Source organism: Gordonia sp. Z-3, from assembly GCF_036233855.1.
Lineage (GTDB): Bacteria > Actinomycetota > Actinomycetes > Mycobacteriales > Mycobacteriaceae > Gordonia > Gordonia tangerina.
Genome location: NZ_JAZARS010000009.1, coordinates 104,680 through 122,290, shown reverse-complemented (window position 1 = coordinate 122,290; position 17,611 = coordinate 104,680). Strand labels below are relative to the sequence as shown.

Sequence of the window (17,611 nt, the reverse complement as noted above, 5' to 3'; positions counted from 1 at the left end):
CCGCGAATTTCGCAGACCCGCGTGCGACCGTCTATCCGTGTCGAGGTGGTGCGCTTCAGCGCCCGACGAATACACCGTCGGATTCCTCGACGACGCCCTCGCCGATCAGTCGTTCGAGGTGCAGCTCGGCGGTGCGGCGCTCGACGGCATCGACGAAGGGCAGATCGACATGCGGGCGGTAGACGAGGCGGTGGCGCACGATGTCCTCGAGAGATCTCGGTTGGTCGAGGAACGCCAGCAACCGCTCGTCGCGGCGGTTGATGACCTGCGCATAGGCATCGAGGCGACGGCGGAACTCCGCGGCGCCGTCGATGACCCCCTTCTGGTGGAAGGTGCCGTACCACCGGGCATCGATGGATCGCACCACCGCTATCGACCGGAGGTAGTCCTCGACGCTGCTGCCGACATCGCCGTACATCGGGCCGAACGACGTCAGGTCGATGTCGGCCACATAGAGAAATCCCGTCGGCTCCACCAGCACGCCACAGTGACCGGAGGTATGCCCAGGCAGGTGAATCACCGTTGCGCTCACGCCACCGAGGTCGAACCGATGCCCGTCGTCGAGGCCGGCTGCCTCCGGGAACCCGGTCGGCAGCTGGAACTCGTCGCCGATCTGCGCGCCAACGGCTGCTCTTTCACGCGCGGTCAGGCCGTACCCGTCGAGCAGCACGTCCAGGGACCGGACCGCATCGACATCGGCGCGGTGGCAGTTAATCGGCGCGGTGAAGTGTCGCAGCCCGGCCAGGTGGTCTTCGTGGGCGTGACTGATCATCACCGCGTCCGCGCCGACCGGATCGTGATCGATCTCCAGCGATGGATCGATCATCAGCGTGGACTCCGCGCCCTCGACGACCACCGAGTTGCCGTAGGGATAGGCGCCGCCGTGCCCGGAGGTCAACACGGTGACCTCGTCGTACCGGGTTGCGCCGAAGGCCGGGTCATTCGCCATCTCCGCTTGGTACCGCCGGTCCGGCCGCGTTGTCAATGGGCGCCCGACCGCGGGCGAATATGAGCCGGGTGAGCGGGACTCACGGGCCGACTGTGGTCAGGTCTGCCACGAGGTCGAATGCCGGATCGTCGGGTCCGATGTCGTAGGTGCACTGGTCGGGTCGTGGGTCGGGCACGAACGCCCAGAACAATGCGGTCGCAGTGCCGGCGGCGCGTTGCCCGGTGACCTTGGTCCGGAAATCCGCCGCGCGCTGCGCGGCGCTGGCGCACGATCCCGCTGACTGGCCGATCTCGTTGACCGCCACCGGTTTACCGAGCACCGCCCCCTGACGTATACGCTCGGCCAATCCGTTCCACTGGTCGCCGGGTAGCGGCACACCGTCTGAGCCGTAATCGTGGTAGTCCAGAACACCGAGGTGGCGGGAACCGCCCACATACTCGTATTGCGGCCCGGCCGTCCCGCACTGTCCACCGCCGGCGAGCCCGGCCCAGATCAATCCGGACCTGTGGACGCGGTGCAGCACCGCACCGGCGTTGTCAAAGAAGGAACGCAACACCAGAGCCGCATCCGGCGGGCAGATGCGACTCTGCCACCCACAGGATGTGTCACCGCAGATACTGGTCTCCGGTTCGCCGACCATCTCCCAGCCGGCCAGTGCCGGACTGTTCTTCCATCGGCGCACCGCCGTGCGCATCCACTGCTCGAAGGTCAGCCCGCCCGCGCCGATCTCGGTGCGCCAACCCGTCGCGTACCAGCCGTGGTCCTTGAAGCGGCCGCTCTCGCAGGCACCCTCACCGGCGGCGAGCACCGGAATCACCATCTGGTCGTGGCGAGCCGCCGCGGCGAATACGGCGTCCATCGGGGCGAAGTCCAGCGCGCCGGTGTACTTGTTCACGGCGAGTTGCGCGAACAGGTCGAAGCGCGTCAGCGAATGGGGTGCAAGCGCGGCGAAGTAGGAATCCAGATCGACCATCGCCCCGCAACCGGTGTTGATCGACCAGTCGGTGGCGAGCTGGTAGGCGTCGAGACCCGATGGCCACCACGGGCGGCCATCGAGACGTAGGCCGTCTGCCGTCGCCGTGACCCGGTTCGCCGGGGAACCGATGACCGGCGCGGGCAGAACCACGCCCGCGATCAGCAGCGCCAACATGCCCACCAGACAGGACCGTCGGATGATTCGCATCACTGGCATGTGTCCGCCTCCTCGACGTCATCGTTGCTCCGGCTAACTATCGCCGAAAGTGAGGCCGGGCGTCGGAGAACGGCAAGGGCGGCGCGAAGAGCGGAAGGAGGCCGACGCCAGATCAGGTGGCGCGGGCGCGTAATCGTGCCGCGTACATCGAGATCCCGGTGGAGATGACCAGAACGAAGATCGTGGCCAGGCAGACCGCGGTGACCGCAGGCGTTTCTCCGCCCGCGGTGACCATGATGCCGATCAGTGCCCAGATCACCGTCAACGGCAAGCCGATCAACACGCCACCGAGGAAGAGGGTGATGATCGTCGCGACAACCGCTGCCACCAAGAGCACGGCGATCTGCCACCCCGCAGCATCGGCATCAGCGCCCGCATCAGCCGCATCCGACGCCCAATTCTGGAACATGGCGGAGATGGCCCAGCCCGCGTAGATACCGACCAGGACCCGGGTGAGAGCGGAACGCCACGACGGGGCGTCGGGATCCCGCGGACCCGCGACCACCCGTGCGGCGTCGATGAGGGCCACGGCCATGATCGTCAGCACGATCGAGGTGACCCACTTCCACTCGGCGGCGGAAAACAGGATCCAGACCGCGGCACCGAAGAATGCGACACTGACGTCGGCGGTGACCCGTGCGGGCTCCTCGGTGCCCGTCGACCTCGTCAGCACAACCATCCCGGCGAACGCCAGCGACAGCAGGTAGATGACGCTCCAGATCGAGAAGGTGTATCCGGCCGGGGTGATCAGCAGGTCAACCGTTGATTCGTTCGGCGATGCACCGACACCTGCAAACGGGAGCAGCGGCGCCAGGATCGCAGCGATCGCGCCAACGACCGCGGCCGTGGCCAGAGACGCGCTGACTCGTGTTTGGACACCCATGGTGCCCAGGGTAGGCAATGGCCCGGAGCGCGCGTCGCGGCGCCGGACGCGGCTGCCCCGTTTTCCGGCGGCCGCCGGTGCGGTACTCATGTGGTGTGAGTATGGAACCCGAAGCGATGAGGTGGACCCCCGACGCCATACTGGCGCAGTCCGCCGCTTGGCGATCGTCGTGGCATCCGAGTGGGTCCACGTACTTCACGGTGGACGGCTACGAATTCTATGAACAGGACGGCGAGGCCACGCTCCTCAACTACCGCGGACCACACCGGGACGCAGACGAGATCGTCGACGCCGCCACCGAGATCGCGACCACACGCGGCGCGCATGCTGTTCTGGTCACCGTCGGCCCCGGCCCGCTGGAGCGCATGAGTACCGAACTGCTCGACGCGCGCGACGCGCGGACGGTGGCCGTGGTCGATGTGGTCGCGATGGTCCTCGATGAACCTGCCGGCGGGGTCGAGGCGCCCGACGATGTGCGGTGTATCAAGGCGACCGATCTGCACACGCGGACCGTTTTCGGAGAAGTATCGTTGCGCGCGTGGGGATTTGCACCACCCATACTGACCGACCCGGAGTCCGGCCACGATGACGACCGGGCGCCGGGACTGTTCGTCGCGTCCTGCGCGGGAACCCCTGCCGGAGCGGGCGGGTACTCGTTGTCTGGTGAGGTGGCCCGGCTCTGGGGTGCTGCGGTCCTTTCCGACTTCCGCCGGCGAGGGGTGTACCGTGCGCTGATCGCCGAGCGTATCCGCGATGCTCGCGCCCGGGGTGCCACGTTGGCGCTCGTGCACGCCGAGCAGACGTCCGCACCGATTCTGCAGCGGTGGGGCTTTGTGAAATTCGGTGAGCGTTCGCGCGTCCGGATACCCACGGGGGCGAGGGTCGACCGATGACCATCGACGAGGTGACCGACGAACTGTACGGGCTGGCGCCCGGCGAGTTCGTCCGGCGGCGCACCGAACTCGCCCGCGAGGCGAGAGCGTCCGGCGATCGTGAGCTGGCGCGCCAGATCACGGCATTGCGGCGGCCCACCCAGGTCGCCTGGGCGATCAACCAGTGGGTGCGCACCGATCCCGACGGGGTGGCGGCGTTGCTCGACCTGGCCGCCGAACTACTTGCCGCACAACGCCGATCGTCGGCACATCGCCTGCGGGCGTTGGCCGACCGACGACAAGATCTGATCGCCGAATGTGTTGGGGCGATCCGGCGCGGTGCGCTGCAGCAGCAGGTCATGCTGTCCGACAATGCAATCAGGGAGGTGGGGCAGTCGCTGCGCGCGGCTGTCGCCGACGACGAGGTCGCCGAGATGCTGCGCCGTGGACATTTGGTGACCGCAACCGAATACAGCGGCTTCGGTCCGGCCGGGGTGTTCGTGGTGCCCGATACCGTGGAGGAACCGGACGTCGAGGAGCCGGCCGTCGACGAGCCCGGTGGTGACCCGCCCTCGCCGAGCGCTGCCGATACCGGCCGGCGCCTGCACCGAGCGCGCCGGGCGGTCGCGGAGGCAGAGGACGCCGAACGATCGGCCGCGTCAGCCCTCGCCGAGCGCGACGACGAGGTGGCCAGGGCACGTGCCCACGCCGATGAACTCTCCGAGAACCTCGACCGGCTGCGGGCCGAGCTGGAACGGCGCGACGCCGAGCTGCGGTTCGCTGTGCGCCAAGTCGACACAGCCGAGGAGCAACGTCGCATGGCATCCGACGTCCTCGACGGTGCGCGAGATCACCTCACCGAGGCGCGCGATGAACTGGCCCGCATCGAAGCCGACCGATAGCTGCGGACCGGTGCCCGATCGACGATCAGCTCTGTGCGCCGAGGATCTGGATCACGAACACCAAAGTGTCGCCCTGTTCGATACCCGCTTGCGGGTTGCCTGCCGGATAGCCGTCCGCCGATGTCATCGCGACCGCGACGGTGGCGCCGACGTTCTGCCCGGCGATTGCTTTCTGGAAGCCGGGCACCACTCCGTCCAGCGGGAACTCGGCAGGTTCGCCACGCTCGTAGCTGCTGTCGAACACCGATCCGTCACGTCCGTTGACCCCCAGGTAGCAAACCGTGACCGTTGCGGTGTCCGCCACGATCGCGCCGTCGGCCGGCTGCAAAGTCTGCACCGTGGTCTCGTCGACCGAGAACGGCGTGGTGACCTCGACGCCGGGTGCGGTGTTCTCCGTCGGTGCGGTCACGGCGATCGAGCCGGTCGCTCCGTCGAACTGCCAAGCCGGTGACGCCGATGCCTGCGGCGCACCCGAGGGGCAGTTCGTCGCCGCGACGGTGCTCGCCGCCGCCTGCGCCGACGACTCCGATGTGGAGTCGTCGGTGGAATTGCAGGCGCTCAGCGCCAAGGTCAGCAGCAGGGTGGAGGCCAGCGCCGCTCGGCGCACCGTGAACATGTCCGCAACGCTACCGATCGAGTCGGAAATAGCGGACACCGGCTGTCCGAGTCGCGGGGCAGGATGGGTGGCATCGCGCCGGCCGTCGCAAATCATGGCGTGGGCGGCCGGTGAACCGGCAATCATGGAAGAGAGACAGACATGTCCCGGGAAATCCAGGTGACGATCGACTGTGCCGACCCGGCCGCGCTGGCCGACTTCTGGAGCGCGGCACTGGGATATCGGCTTCAGACTCCGCCACCGGGCTTCGAGTCCTGGGACGCCGCCCTCGACGCCCTCGGCATCCCGGTTGATCGTCGCAACGATGCATCGGGGATCGTCGACCCCGACGGGCGCGGACCACGCGTGTTCTTCCAGCGCGTTCCGGAATCCAAACCCGGCAAGAACCGCCTGCACCTCGATCTGCGCGCCGCGCTGGGTCTGGCCGGGGAGGAGCGCATGGCCGCGCTGGAAGCCGAGTGCAGCCGGCTACAGACGTTGGGAGCCACGCGTCTCGCACGCCACGAGCCGGCGCCGCCGATGCAAGGCGGCCACATCGTGATGGCCGATCCCGAAGGCAACGAGTTCTGTCTCGACTGAACTCGCCGCTCGCGGGTCGAGCCGCGTCAGCGCACCGGCAGGGAGGCGTTGCGGCGCAGGACGAAAAAATACGGCCGATCCGCACCCTTCATGTCCATCGCGCCCAGCACCGAGTCGTTCGACAGTTGCCGGAATACGTCGTTGATCGGCAGCTGGTCGTACAGCATGGTGGCGCTGTCGACACCGCGGTAGCGGGTGGTCCGCAGCCGCGCCTTTCCCGATCGCGCCCGCCACAACAGCCGGGTGGCGGCGATCGGCTTGGCAACGGGCAGCGACGTGATCGACGGCACCCGTGCGGCCAGTGGCACCCCGCTGAACGCGCGGGCCGGATTCATCGGCCAGAGCGCTCGGCCGTCGGGGGTGGGAAACAGCAGCGGATGCACCGTTTCGGCGTCCACGAACTGTTTGCCCCACCACCCGCTGGCCGCCAACAAACCGTCCATCGGATGCTCTGTCGGCAGTTCGGCGCCATGCCAGGTGCCGATCATGAAGTCCGTCTCGGCTGCGGGCAACCCGTCGAAGAGATCGAGTGCTGCGGCGGTGGTGGACGGAATGTCGTCCATCAACTCGGTCAGTTGCATGTCACGATGGTACGGAGCAAGACACAGATTGACCATCATGTTTCATCGATTCGTGGTCAACCCGACCTCACCGGCAGACGGCGCCTTCCGACGCTGAGGTGACCAGCTTCGAATATTTCGCCAGCACACCACGGGTGTACCGCGGCGGCAACGGAGCGAAGTCCTCGGCTCGCCGCGTGAGTTCAGCGGGGTCGACGAGCAGATCCAGAGTGCCCTGACCCACATCGAGGCGGATGCGGTCGCCGTCGCGTACCAGCGCGATCGGCCCTCCGTCGACGGCCTCAGGGGCCACGTGACCCACACACAGACCGGTGGTGCCGCCGGAGAATCGACCGTCGGTCATCAACAGCACGTCTTTGCCCAGGCCTGCACCCTTGATCGCGCCGGTGATGGCGAGCATCTCCCGCATGCCTGGCCCACCTTTTGGGCCCTCGTAGCGAATCACCACGACATCGCCTGCGGTGATGGTGCCGTCTTCGAGCGCATCCATCGCCGCTCGTTCGCGATCGAAGACCCTGGCCACCCCCTCGAAGACGTCGGAGTCGAAACCCGCCGACTTCACCACGGCACCCTGCGGGGCGAGAGAACCCTTCAAGATGGTGATACCACCGGTCGGGTGGATCGGCTCGCTGGTCGCGCGCAACACCAAGCCGTCGGGATCGGGGGGTGCGATCCCGGCGAGGTTCTCCGCGACGGTCTTGCCGGTCACCGTCAGACAGTCGCCGTGCAAGAGGTCGGCATCGAGCAGCGCCTTCATGACGACGGGCACACCGCCGATCCGATCTACGTCGGTCATCACGTGCTTGCCGAACGGCTTGACGTCGGCGAGGTGCGGCACCTTGGCGCCGATCCGGGCGAAGTCGTCGAGCGACAGCGGCACCTCCGCCTCGTTGGCGATGGCCAGCAGGTGCAGTACCGCATTGGTTGAGCCGCCGAATGCCATCACCACGGCGATGGCATTCTCGAACGCCTCGCGGGTCATGATGTCACGCGCGGTGATCCCACGACGCAGCATCTGCACCACGGCTTCGCCGCTCTCGCGTGCGTAGCGATCGCGTCGGCGGTCCGGGGCCGGCGGCGCGGCGCTGCCCGGTAGCGACATCCCCAATGCCTCAGCGGCACTGGCCATCGTGTTCGCCGTGTACATCCCGCCGCATGCGCCTTCGCCGGGACAGATCGCGCGCTCGATCGTGTCGACGTCCTCGCGGCTCATGAGCCCGCGCGAGCACGCCCCGACAGCCTCGAACGCGTCGATGATCGTCACCTGCCGTTCGGCCCCGTCCGAGAGCGTGGCGTAGCCGGGCAAGGTGGAGCCGGCGTAGAGGAACACGTTCGCGAGGTCGAGCCGAGCCGCTGCCATCAACATGCCGGGTAGTGACTTGTCACATCCCGCAAGCAATACCGAACCATCGAGACGTTCGGCGTTCATCACCGTCTCGACGCTGTCGGCGATCACCTCGCGCGACACCAGGGAGAAGTGCATACCCTCGTGACCCATCGAGATACCATCGGACACCGAGATGGTGCCGAACTCGAGCGGATATCCGTCCGCGGCATGAACTCCCTCCTTGACAGCCTTCGCGAGGCGGTCGAGCGAGAGATTGCACGGCGTGATCTCGTTCCACGACGAGCCCACCCCGATCTGCGGTTTGACCCAGTCGTCATCACCCATTCCCACCGCGCGCAGCATGCCGCGGGCGGCGGTCTTCTCGAGCCCGTCGGTGACGTCGCGACTGCGGGGCTTGATGTCGATGTCGGTGTCGGGCTGAGTTGGATTGGTCATGAGGGCAACACTAGTGGTGTGTCTCGGTGACAGGTGGCCGGTATCGGTCGGACGCATCGTCGGGCGATGGCACCTGCCGCGGCGGGTCACTCGACGAACGCACGCATCGCTGCCTGCGCGATCGCTGATCCGCCGCCGTGCTCGGCGAAGAGTGCCCGCTGCCGGGATGCGCCGTTTCCGAACTCATCCAGACGCGACAGGTATGCGTCGATGTGGTCGCGCTCGCCGATCCGCCCCAGGCTTGAACCGATGTCGGCGACGAGGTCGGCGACCATGCCGCGAGCGGAGACCGACTGTTGGGTCACAACATCGATGCCGTCGCCGTCGATGCCATCGTGAGCCGCCTTCCACAGCGCTGCGGTCAACACCGTGGCATCGACCTCGTCGGCCGTACGACCGACGGCGAGGTCGGCGGTCGCGGTCATCACCAGGGCCCGCACGATGGTGGCGAGGGCGGCCGCGTCAGCGGCGGCTTGTTGGACATCGCCGATCCGGATCTCGATGGTGGGCAGATGATCTGATGGGCGGATGTCCCAATAGACCATATGGTCGTCGAGGATTGCGCCCGAGGATACGAACATGTCGACGAGTTGCTCGAAGTGCCGCCGAGAACGCAGATGCGGAGGCGGCCCCGATGCCGGCCACCGGCTCCACAACACCGAACGCCAGCTGGCATGTCCGGTGTCGGAATCTCGGTAGATTGCCGAGTTCGCCGATAGCGCCAGCAGCACCGGAAGTCGACGTCGCAGGTGGTTGCTCACACCGACGGCGACGTCCCGGTCGGCCACGCCGACATGCACATGGCAACCCGAGATGCCCTGTTCGTGGGCGAGCATGCCGAAATATCCGCCGATGCGTCGGTACCGATCGGTGTCGGTGATCGGAAAGGCATCCGGCACCGTCGGCGGCACGCCGGTCGCGATGACTCCGACGCCGACCTCGGCCGCGGCGGCAGCAACCACCGACCGCAGTCGCCGCAGTTCCTCGATCACTTGGTGACTCGTCGAGCATGCCGGAGTTGCGATCTCGACCTGACAGGTCGTCAGCTCCAGGTCCAGGTGCACTCCTCGCCGCGCGGCGGCCTCGGCGACCTCGTGATTGCGTCCCACCGGATGTCCGGTGACCAGGTCGACCAGGATGAACTCCTCCTCCACGCCGACCGTCGGAGGGGCCGTGGGGTCGGTAGCGTCGGTGGTCGACGCGTCGGCGGGACCCATCAGTTCACCGTAGGGTCGAGGTGAACGCGCCGGTTCGGCACGCGATTGGGCACATTCATGAGCAAGGGGAGGTATTCGTGGCAGCAGTCGACGTCGGTATCCGATCGGAGATGACCCCGGAGGAGGCCTGGAAGTTGGCCTCCGACCTGCACCGCTTCTCGGAGTGGATGACGATCTTCGGGGGCTGGAAGGGCGATGTCCCTGAAGAGATCGGTGAAGGAACCGAGGTCGCATCGTTGATCAAGGTCAAAGGCTTTCGCAATGTCATCCACTGGCGTGTGATCCGCTATGAGGAGCCGACGGCCATCGCGATGACCGGCAAAGGCCGCGGCGGTGTCCGGATCGACCTCACGATGCGCGTGGACGAGGTCGACGGGGGATCCCGGTTCGGCCTCAATGCGACATTGCGAGGTGGGCTGCTGAATGGTCCGGTGGGCCGATTCGTCGCTCACCTCATGGAGTCCGACGTCCGGGATTCCATCGAGAACCTGGCCCGGTTGGGTGGGGCGCCCGAAGGGCGTTGACCGCAGTCGTCTGGTGTTCAACTGTCGTGCCCGCCGACGCCGGTGCGGAGCTCGTCGGCGCGACCGGCTACGGAGTCCGGCGCCAGCGGCGCTGTGTGGGTTCCGGCGCCCGACTGTAGGCCGGCGAAGAACTCGTCGAGTGCTTCCGTCGGTGGGCGCGGAGCCCAGGACAGCTCGGCACGAGCACGCGCGCTGTCGAGCAGCGGCAGATGCATGACCGTGTCGAACAACCCGGGTGTCGCCGGGACGAGACGCGCGCGCCACGCAGCGCCCAGGCCGGCCTTGACCAGTCGGGAGGACACCGGAATTGTGCGCGCATCGCAGTAGTCGGCGAGAAATGCGGAGTCCACGGCAGGCTCCGAGCCGAGGTTGAATGCGCCGTGTACCGGTCTTGTGGCCGCAGCGGCGTACGCGGCGCCGACGTCGTCGGTGTGCACCACCTGCACACTCAATCCGTCGATCTGCGGCACCCAAGGTAGTTTCGTCGGAACCGCCAATCGACCGGGCACGAATGGTCCGCCGAACAGTCGGCGCTGTGAGGTCGCGGAGTTGCGTTTGAAGATGAACGCCGGCCGCATTCGCACCACCCGCGTATCTGGGTGGGATGCCTCGAAACCGTCCAGCCAGCGCTCCACATATGCCTTCTCCCGCGGGTAGGCCGCCGCCCCCCAACCATCGGTGGGCCAGCTCTCGTCGACAGCCCGGTGGGGGTCGGCCTGCGAATAAGCGGCTACCGAAGATGCGTACACGATTGTCGGCACCCCCTCGGCTGCCGCCGCCTCGAAGACGCGAATCGCGCCGATGACGTTGTTGCGCCACGTCACCTCGGGATGGCGGGTCGGCTGGAACAGCCATGCCAGATGGATGATCACGTCGGCGCCGCGCAACAGCGGGCGCAGATCGTCGGTGCCGATGTCTGCGGTCGATAGGGAGAACTTGGGCGCCGTCCAGGTGGCGGGCCGGCGCGCGATGCCGCGAATGGATGCAACTTCGGCACGCTGACCCAATGCGGCGACCACACTCGTGCCGACGTTGCCGGTGGCGCCCACCACCACGACGCGTATACCCGCTGCTTCGTTGCTCGCCATGCACACGAGATACCCGAACCCGGGCGGGCAGAAACGAACCGACCGTCGACCCAGCGTCGGTCTGCGGTCAGTAGTCCTCGCTGGATTCGGGAGAGCGTTGCGGCTGCACCCGGCGTAGGTGTATCCGCCGCGACAACCGAATCGCGGGCCGGATCAGCAACTGCACGCTGCCGAGCAGGAACAGCCACGTCCCGACCGTGCTGGTGGACTCGTCGAAGAACAACACACTGCCGGCGACGAACCAGATGGCGATCAGGATGTCGTTGGCGATGCTGGCCACTTCCCAGCGCTGGCGGATGACCAGTTCGTCGTGGCCAAGAGGGACGGTGATCTTGCTACTCATGGTCAGTTGTCACTCCCGGCGTGCGCTGGGACGCGGGCGCGCGCGAAGTAGCGGCGCAGCGCCACCGCCGAGATGACCACGCTCGCGCCCGCAGTACCCACGAAGGCCGGATCCGTCAGACGTGCACGTCCCGCATACAACAGACCCGTCGCGGCAGCCGCATTGATCGATGCCCACACCAGGTTGAGTCCCGGAGAGGAATCGCCCACTCCCGGCGGGTCGGCGAATGGCGTCGGAAACGGTTTGCCGGTGATCCCATGGGCGAGGTGCGGGACCACATTCGCGGCAAGCGCTCCCGCCGCTGCGGCGGTGAGTAGTGCACGAAGGTCGGGCATGGAGCTCCTCACGGTCGGACTGTCCTCTCGTGCCGACCCTAGCTAGTGTCCCGCGCCCCGGGTGCGTCGATTAGTCGATCACTCATCACGGGGACGGCGGTCGGGGTCGCGCTCGCCGTCGCCACTGATGAGGTGATCGAGGATGTCGGTGGTCGTCTCGGCGGCCATGGAGAAGGGTTCGAGCACGATGTCGGCGCCGGCGGCGCGCAATCGCTCGGCGTCGTGCGGATGATGTGCGGTCATCACCACGTGCCCCGTATAGCCGTGATGGTGCAACGCGTGCAGTAGCGCATGGTTGGCGTCCATCGTGGGGATGGTGCTGATGATGAAGCGGGCCCGAGAGAGCGGAAGTGTCTCCAGGAAGTGCAGATCCGAGGCGCTGCCGTACACCGACGTGACGCCGGGCCGTGTGTTGGAGGCCAGGCGGTGGGGATCGAAATCGACCGCGAGCACTCGATGACCGGCGGCACTGAACTCATCGGCGATGTGACGCCCGAATCGACCGAGCCCGTACAAGATCGCATCGACGTCGAGTTCTGTGTCGTCGGGTGGCAGGTGCCGCCCAGAGGGTCGGTCCAGGATGCCGAGCCACCGTTCGAGATATCGGTAGAGCTGATGGGAGAACAGGATCAGATACGTCGATCCGCCGATGGTGACCAGTGCGACAACGGTGATCACGCTCGACGTGGTGTCGGTGATGTGGCCCAGACCGAGGCCGAGTGCGGCCAGGATCAGTGAGAACTCCGAGATCTGCCCCAGAGGTAGGCCGGTCATGAAGCCCACCTCGGGTGGATAGCGTTGAAATGCCATCAGGATCATGATGATCAGTGGCTTGACGATCAACACGAACAGCGACAGCACCACGATCTCGGCGATGCGTCCGGATGCATCGGCGAAATTCAGGCCCGCCCCGAGATCGAGGAAGAAGAACAGCAGCATGAAATCGCGCAGACTCACCAACCGGGCGCCGAGCGCATCGCGGTAGGGCGTCGCGGCCAGCGACACTCCCGCCAGGAAGGCGCCGACCTCGGAACTGAAGCCCAGCGCTTCGGTTCCCGCAGCCAGCGCGATCGCGTAGGCGACGCCGAACAGAACGAGCAACTCCTGGGACCTGGCCACCTGATGAAGCAGCCACGGCAACACGAACCGCATCAACAACGCGATCCCGATGAGCAGCCCGATGCCCTTGGCCAGCACCAGCGCCACGCTCACCATCATGGAGTCGTCGGTTTCGTGGCCGAAGGCGTTGATCGCGATCATCACCACAACGACCACGAGATCCTGCACGATCAGCAGACCGACCGCGATCCGGCCGTGCAGTTGCTCGATCTCCCGATTGTCAGAGAGGAGTTTGACGATGATGATTGTCGACGAAAACGTCAGGGCCATGGCGACATAGAACGAGGCGACAGCACTCATCCCGAACGCGATCCCCAGCAGGTACCCCAGTGCTCCGGTGATGAGCACCTGCCCGACGCCGGTGATCAGGGCCACCGGACCGGTTGTCCGGATGAGATTCATGTCCAGCCGCAGCCCGACGAGGAACAGCAAGATCGCGATACCGAGCCGTGCCAACAGGTCGATCGTCTCGTTGGTGGTGACCCAACCGGTACCGGTTGGGCCGACCAGGATGCCGACACCGATGAACGCCACGATCATCGGTTGACGCATCTTGGTCGCGAGCAGGCCGGCCACCGCCGCGATGGCCAGGATGCCCGCGATCAGCACGAAGTCGTGCGGTTCCACCACGCTGCAACTCTTCCGTCGAACCTCTGGTTCTCAACCTAACGCGGCAACCGCGCGTGGCACCCCAAATGCGGCACGACGTACTGCGGCGAACGTGTCGGGGGACCGGAATGGCCCGACCCGGACGATGGTTGCCCCTGGCATGAGCGAACATGACTTCGACCCACGCGATCTGATCGCCGAGACCCGTATCGGCATTCTGGCGACCATCAAACGCAGTGGTCTGCCGCAGCTGTCACCGGTGACGTGTGTCTACGACCGAGACGACGACACCATCTATGTCTCGATGACCGAGGGGCGCGCCAAGACCGCGAACCTGCGCCGGGATCCGCGCGCTGCGGTCGAGTTCACCGGACCGGACGGATATACCTGGGCCACGGCGGAGGGTGAGGCGACGTTGATCGGACCAGCCGACACCTCCGACGCCGCCGAGGTGGACGCTCTCGTCGAGTACTACCGCCTCGGCGCCGGCGAGCATCCGGACTGGGACGAGTACCGAGCGGTGATGGTCGCCGACCGACGGGTCCTGATGGTGCTGAAGGTGTCCCACGTCTATGGAGCCAAGTTGCGTTGAGCGACAACCTGCGCAGACGCGGACCTCGGCGGACGGACAACCGTGACGAATCCCCATGATGTCGCCGATCTGCAGTTAGAGTGACACCCGACAGCACGCGACCTTCCTTCCCCAGGAGATCCGATGCAGTGGTTCGTGGACAGTCCGTTGCTCACCCTGTTCTTCTGCGTTGGTGTCGGGGCGCTGATCGGTCGGATCCCGTTCGGACCGGTGTCCTTCGGGCCGGCCGGTGCACTGTTTGTGGCGTTGGCGCTGTCGGCCCTCGACGAAGATGTCGCATTGCCGCCGATCGTCACGAATCTGTCGTTGTGCGTCTTCTGCTACATGGTCGGAATCGCCGCCGGTCCGTCTTTCGTCCGGGCGTTGCGCACAGGCTGGAAGCCGGTGCTGGTGTCGGTCGTGGCGATCATCGCGATGGCGGGCACCGCACTCGGTCTGGGCAAAGCCCTCGGGTTCGACATCGGAACGATCGCCGGCGCCTTCGCAGGTGCCGGTACGGCGACGGCCGCGCTCGGTGCGGTGCAGCAACAACTCGCCGACGGCGGTGACATCCCGCCCGAACCAGCCATAGGGTACGCGGTGGCCTATCCGATCACCGTCCTGCTGACGATCCTTGCGTGTGCCTATCTGATCGGCGTGGGTCGACGTCGGCCCACCGCCGAAGACCGGGAGAAGGTCGCGCCGATCGTGATCCGCACCCTGGAAATCGTAGGGGAGCCGGACCTGACCGTGCATGGGTTCGGTGATCGCTACGACGCGGTGGTGTCGCGCCTGACGCGCGATGGCAGCACCGTCATCGCGCATGACGCCGAGCAACTCAGGTCCGGGGACCTGCTCACGGTGACCGCCCGCGAGGACGTCGTCAACGGGCTCGTGGCCGAGCTCGGGCGCGAGAGCGCTGACGAATTCTGGCGCGATCGGTCCGACATCGATTTCCGTCGGATGATCATGTCCAACCGCACCCACGCGGGGCGTCAGCTGCACGAGTTGCGTCTCGAAGAACGCTTCGACGCCGTTGTCAGCCGGGTGCGCCGCGGCGACGTCGATCTGATCGCGACTCCGGATCTGGTGTTGCAGACCGGGGATCGGCTGCGGGTGACCGCACCGCGCGATCGCCTGGCCGACGTCGCGGCTGATCTCGGGGATTCCGAACGGACCGCCGGTGACATCAACCCGATCGGCCTCGGGCTCGGCCTGACGATCGGTCTGTTGCTGGCGTTCGTGGAGATTCCGATGCCCGGCGGCGGAACCCTGGTGCTGGGTACTGCGACCGCACCGCTGATCGCCGGCGTGGTGCTGGGCGCGTTGGGCCGGACCGGCCCGATCGTGTGGACCCTCCCGGGCAACGTGTCCAACACGCTCAACCAGTTCACCCTGATGGTGTTCCTCGTGGCGGTCGGCACTGGTGCCGGATCCGGGCTGGTGGACGCCCTCGCCGACGACGGACTTCAGTTGGTGTTGCTCGGCGTCGCCATTTCGGCGGCGCATGCGCTGATCTGCGTATTGGCCTTGCGTTCGGTCCTGCAGTACGGGACCGCGCGAGCCCTCGGCGGTCTGACCGGTTCGCAGCTCAATCCGGCGCCCTACGCGTACGCGATGGGTAAGGTGCCCGATCAGCGGGTGGCGCTGGGCTATGCGGTGTTGTTCCCGGTCAGCATGATCATCAAGGTGTTCATCGCCCAAATCATGGTCGTGTATTTCTGAGCGTGGCCCGCTGGGGCGTCAGCCGGTGACCGGCTGGGTGGTCGGCGAGTGCGTCGTCGTCGTGGTCAGCGCGATGTCGGAGACGGTGGCCAGTTCGCCGTCGTCGCCGGGTTGCTCGAAGACCGCCCGTGCCGAGCGACCGGACAGCTCGAGGGTTGCGATGGTGTTGCCGAAGATCGGGCCATTCACTTTCGTCCAGCTCATGGGCAACTGAGGTGCGCCGCGGTGTCGTGCCCACCGACGCGTCACGCGGGCAACCCACGACGACCAGCCGGCGATGAACATCGGTTTGACGTAGGCGGGCACTTTGTTGTGCACCGGTGAGCACACGAGCTGGTAGACGTCGGAATGTGTTGCGGCGTCGAATGCGACGCGAGCGGCATAGCTGTGGTGGACATCGCCGGACAATACGGTGATGGTTGCCGGGGCCTGCGACGGGCGGGTGGCGAGGTCTCCGATCAGCGTGGTCAGTCTGCGGAACGAGTGCCCGAACGCCTGCCAGTGTTCGAGGTCGGCGCCTTGCCGGATCTTCTCGGCGATGCGGCCGCGCACGCCTGGCTGTTGTGCGGCGATCTCGTTGACCGCCTCCGCGTCGCCGAGGACCGGCGGTAGCAACCATGGCAGTGACGAGCCGATCATCACGTGATCGACGTCTTCGGGGTGCTCGTTCATTTGTTCGTCGAGCCAGTCGAACTCGTTGTCGCTGAGCATTTTCCGAGTCCCGTCGGCGAAGACCCGACCGTTGCGGGAATCCACCATGATGAGTCGACCGCGGCCGAGGTCCCACCGGAAGCTGAACCGCAGACCTTTACGCCCGTCGATCTCGGTGTCGGCGCGGTCGGCGAGAGCGACCAGCAGATCCCAGCAGTCACCGTCGGTGCCCAGTACGGCCTGATAGTCGGGGTCCGTGGTGAGCGCTGCCGGGGTCAGATTGCCGATGTGCTGAAATACCCAGTACGAGACGAGGCCTGCCCGGATCCGCTCCCGCCACCACGGCTCTCGGTTGATTTGCTGCCGCCACGTTGCCGAGGTGTTCCAGTCGTCGCGGATGTCGTGGTCGTCGAAGATCATTGCGGTCGGCACCGTGGACAGGATCCAGCGGATCTCGGGATCGCCCCACGTGTGGCGGTACAGACCGGCGTATTCGTCGAAGCTGATGACCTCGTCGTCCGGGCGGTCCGTGGAGCCCTTGCTGCCCGTGGCCCGTCGACCGGCGAGATGACGTCGTGTGTGCGGGGTGAGTTCGTCGGCATACACCTGGTCACCGAGCAGCAGCAACGCGTCGGGCCAATCGGCCGGGGATTGTTCGGCGAGCCGTGTCGCATACGAATCGAGCGCGTCGATACCGAGTTCGGCGTCGAGATCCGGGTCGTCGGTCCGTGGGAATCGGCAGGATCCGAACACCACACGATTGTGGTCGGCGGACTGGGGACCGCGCGTGCGGATGATGCTCGGCGGAAAACCGGAGTCGGGTTCCGGCCAGTGCACGGCGCCGTCGACAGCGACCTCGTACTGCGTCGCCGAGTCCGGGGTTAGGCCGTCGACAACGACGAGAGCGAAGTGGCAGCCGTGCACCTCGAACGTCCGCGCCCGGCAGCCGAGTACTTCCACGTCCGCGGCGTGTTCGGTCTGAACCCACACGGTCGCTGTGGTGTCGCCGACGTGACGGAGGACCGGTCCGAGTACAAGTGCCATCGAACAAGCCTAGGTGGACTTTCTGTGA

The 17,611-nt window shown here is 66.5% G+C and carries 18 protein-coding genes; 6 read left to right on the top strand and 12 right to left on the bottom strand.

Annotated features, from left to right (window positions below; genetic code table 11):
• Nucleotides 1–55 precede the first annotated feature (55 nt).
• The 3 genes from VX037_RS12520 to VX037_RS12510 form a co-directional block, all read right to left on the bottom strand.
• Nucleotides 56–949, bottom strand: coding sequence for an MBL fold metallo-hydrolase (locus tag VX037_RS12520; RefSeq protein WP_287014642.1), 894 nt, complete (start codon nt 947–949; stop codon nt 56–58).
• A gap of 79 nt (nt 950–1,028) precedes the next feature.
• Nucleotides 1,029–2,132: a beta-mannosidase gene (locus VX037_RS12515; RefSeq protein WP_442903669.1), complete on the bottom strand. Its 1,104-nt coding sequence runs from the start codon at nt 2,130–2,132 to the stop codon at nt 1,029–1,031.
• Between the two features lie 121 nt (nt 2,133–2,253).
• Nucleotides 2,254–3,114: an MFS transporter gene (locus tag VX037_RS12510; RefSeq protein ID WP_328714489.1), complete on the bottom strand. Its 861-nt coding sequence runs from the start codon at nt 3,112–3,114 to the stop codon at nt 2,254–2,256.
• Between the two features lie 11 nt (nt 3,115–3,125).
• Between VX037_RS12510 and VX037_RS12505 the strand changes: the two genes are divergently transcribed.
• Both VX037_RS12505 and VX037_RS12500 read left to right on the top strand, forming a co-directional pair.
• Nucleotides 3,126–3,917, top strand: coding sequence for a GNAT family N-acetyltransferase (locus VX037_RS12505; RefSeq protein ID WP_287014662.1), 792 nt, complete (start codon nt 3,126–3,128; stop codon nt 3,915–3,917).
• Nucleotides 3,914–4,798, top strand: a complete 885-nt coding sequence (locus tag VX037_RS12500; RefSeq protein WP_287014645.1) for a hypothetical protein — start codon at nt 3,914–3,916, stop codon at nt 4,796–4,798. The genes VX037_RS12505 and VX037_RS12500 overlap by 4 nt, the downstream gene beginning before the upstream one ends.
• A gap of 25 nt (nt 4,799–4,823) precedes the next feature.
• On the opposite strand, the gene VX037_RS12495 is transcribed toward VX037_RS12500, so the two are convergent.
• Nucleotides 4,824–5,414 (bottom strand): FKBP-type peptidyl-prolyl cis-trans isomerase, encoded by a 591-nt coding sequence (locus tag VX037_RS12495; RefSeq protein ID WP_266061386.1) that lies wholly within the window; start codon nt 5,412–5,414, stop codon nt 4,824–4,826.
• A gap of 141 nt (nt 5,415–5,555) precedes the next feature.
• Between VX037_RS12495 and VX037_RS12490 the strand changes: the two genes are divergently transcribed.
• Entirely contained in the window at nt 5,556–5,993 is a 438-nt protein-coding gene (locus VX037_RS12490) for a VOC family protein (protein ID WP_287014646.1), read from the top strand.
• Between the two features lie 26 nt (nt 5,994–6,019).
• Here the strand turns inward: VX037_RS12490 and VX037_RS12485 are convergent, their stop codons facing one another.
• The 3 genes from VX037_RS12485 to VX037_RS12475 form a co-directional block, all read right to left on the bottom strand.
• Nucleotides 6,020–6,574 carry a DUF4334 domain-containing protein gene (locus VX037_RS12485; RefSeq protein WP_266061385.1) on the bottom strand — a complete coding sequence of 185 codons (555 nt, stop codon included), beginning with the start codon at nt 6,572–6,574 and terminating at the stop codon, nt 6,020–6,022.
• Between the two features lie 67 nt (nt 6,575–6,641).
• Complete coding sequence (gene ilvD, locus VX037_RS12480; RefSeq protein ID WP_266061384.1) at nt 6,642–8,357, bottom strand: dihydroxy-acid dehydratase; 1,716 nt, start codon at nt 8,355–8,357, stop codon at nt 6,642–6,644.
• Nucleotides 8,358–8,443: 86 nt separating this feature from the next.
• Nucleotides 8,444–9,574: a carboxylate-amine ligase gene (locus VX037_RS12475; RefSeq protein WP_287014647.1), complete on the bottom strand. Its 1,131-nt coding sequence runs from the start codon at nt 9,572–9,574 to the stop codon at nt 8,444–8,446.
• Nucleotides 9,575–9,651: 77 nt separating this feature from the next.
• On the opposite strand from VX037_RS12475, the gene VX037_RS12470 reads away from it, so the two are divergent.
• Entirely contained in the window at nt 9,652–10,098 is a 447-nt protein-coding gene (locus VX037_RS12470; protein ID WP_266061382.1) for a type II toxin-antitoxin system Rv0910 family toxin, read from the top strand.
• Between the two features lie 17 nt (nt 10,099–10,115).
• Here the strand turns inward: VX037_RS12470 and VX037_RS12465 are convergent, their stop codons facing one another.
• The 4 genes from VX037_RS12465 to VX037_RS12450 form a co-directional block, all read right to left on the bottom strand.
• A complete protein-coding gene (locus VX037_RS12465; RefSeq protein ID WP_266061380.1) occupies nt 10,116–11,186 on the bottom strand; it encodes an NAD-dependent epimerase/dehydratase family protein in 1,071 nt (356 codons plus the stop codon).
• Between the two features lie 67 nt (nt 11,187–11,253).
• Nucleotides 11,254–11,529, bottom strand: a complete 276-nt coding sequence (locus tag VX037_RS12460; RefSeq protein WP_266061378.1) for a YrhK family protein — start codon at nt 11,527–11,529, stop codon at nt 11,254–11,256.
• Nucleotides 11,530–11,531: 2 nt separating this feature from the next.
• A complete protein-coding gene (locus tag VX037_RS12455) occupies nt 11,532–11,864 on the bottom strand; it encodes a hypothetical protein (protein WP_287014648.1) in 333 nt (110 codons plus the stop codon).
• A 78-nt stretch (nt 11,865–11,942) separates the two neighbouring features.
• Nucleotides 11,943–13,613: a cation:proton antiporter gene (locus VX037_RS12450; protein ID WP_287014649.1), complete on the bottom strand. Its 1,671-nt coding sequence runs from the start codon at nt 13,611–13,613 to the stop codon at nt 11,943–11,945.
• Between the two features lie 139 nt (nt 13,614–13,752).
• On the opposite strand from VX037_RS12450, the gene VX037_RS12445 reads away from it, so the two are divergent.
• Complete coding sequence (locus tag VX037_RS12445) at nt 13,753–14,184, top strand: PPOX class F420-dependent oxidoreductase (RefSeq protein ID WP_328714487.1); 432 nt, start codon at nt 13,753–13,755, stop codon at nt 14,182–14,184.
• A gap of 123 nt (nt 14,185–14,307) precedes the next feature.
• Nucleotides 14,308–15,888 (top strand): aspartate:alanine exchanger family transporter, encoded by a 1,581-nt coding sequence (locus VX037_RS12440; RefSeq protein ID WP_328714486.1) that lies wholly within the window; start codon nt 14,308–14,310, stop codon nt 15,886–15,888.
• A gap of 18 nt (nt 15,889–15,906) precedes the next feature.
• On the opposite strand, the gene VX037_RS12435 is transcribed toward VX037_RS12440, so the two are convergent.
• A complete protein-coding gene (locus VX037_RS12435) occupies nt 15,907–17,583 on the bottom strand; it encodes an alkaline phosphatase D family protein (RefSeq protein WP_328714485.1) in 1,677 nt (558 codons plus the stop codon).
• Between the last annotated feature and the right edge of the window lie 28 nt (nt 17,584–17,611).

Coding starts and splice junctions, on each gene's coding strand:
- VX037_RS12520 (WP_287014642.1), bottom strand. CDS start 949: ATGGCGAATGACCCGGCCTTCGGCGCAACCCGGTACGACGAGGTCACC.
- VX037_RS12515 (WP_442903669.1), bottom strand. CDS start 2,132: ATGCGAATCATCCGACGGTCCTGTCTGGTGGGCATGTTGGCGCTGCTG.
- VX037_RS12510 (WP_328714489.1), bottom strand. CDS start 3,114: ATGAGTACCGCACCGGCGGCCGCCGGAAAACGGGGCAGCCGCGTCCGG.
- VX037_RS12505 (WP_287014662.1), top strand. CDS start 3,126: ATGGAACCCGAAGCGATGAGGTGGACCCCCGACGCCATACTGGCGCAG.
- VX037_RS12500 (WP_287014645.1), top strand. CDS start 3,914: ATGACCATCGACGAGGTGACCGACGAACTGTACGGGCTGGCGCCCGGC.
- VX037_RS12495 (WP_266061386.1), bottom strand. CDS start 5,414: ATGTTCACGGTGCGCCGAGCGGCGCTGGCCTCCACCCTGCTGCTGACC.
- VX037_RS12490 (WP_287014646.1), top strand. CDS start 5,556: ATGTCCCGGGAAATCCAGGTGACGATCGACTGTGCCGACCCGGCCGCG.
- VX037_RS12485 (WP_266061385.1), bottom strand. CDS start 6,574: ATGCAACTGACCGAGTTGATGGACGACATTCCGTCCACCACCGCCGCA.
- ilvD (WP_266061384.1), bottom strand. CDS start 8,357: ATGACCAATCCAACTCAGCCCGACACCGACATCGACATCAAGCCCCGC.
- VX037_RS12475 (WP_287014647.1), bottom strand. CDS start 9,574: ATGGGTCCCGCCGACGCGTCGACCACCGACGCTACCGACCCCACGGCC.
- VX037_RS12465 (WP_266061380.1), bottom strand. CDS start 11,186: ATGGCGAGCAACGAAGCAGCGGGTATACGCGTCGTGGTGGTGGGCGCC.
- VX037_RS12460 (WP_266061378.1), bottom strand. CDS start 11,529: ATGAGTAGCAAGATCACCGTCCCTCTTGGCCACGACGAACTGGTCATC.
- VX037_RS12455 (WP_287014648.1), bottom strand. CDS start 11,864: ATGCCCGACCTTCGTGCACTACTCACCGCCGCAGCGGCGGGAGCGCTT.
- VX037_RS12445 (WP_328714487.1), top strand. CDS start 13,753: ATGAGCGAACATGACTTCGACCCACGCGATCTGATCGCCGAGACCCGT.
- VX037_RS12440 (WP_328714486.1), top strand. CDS start 14,308: ATGCAGTGGTTCGTGGACAGTCCGTTGCTCACCCTGTTCTTCTGCGTT.
- VX037_RS12435 (WP_328714485.1), bottom strand. CDS start 17,583: ATGGCACTTGTACTCGGACCGGTCCTCCGTCACGTCGGCGACACCACA.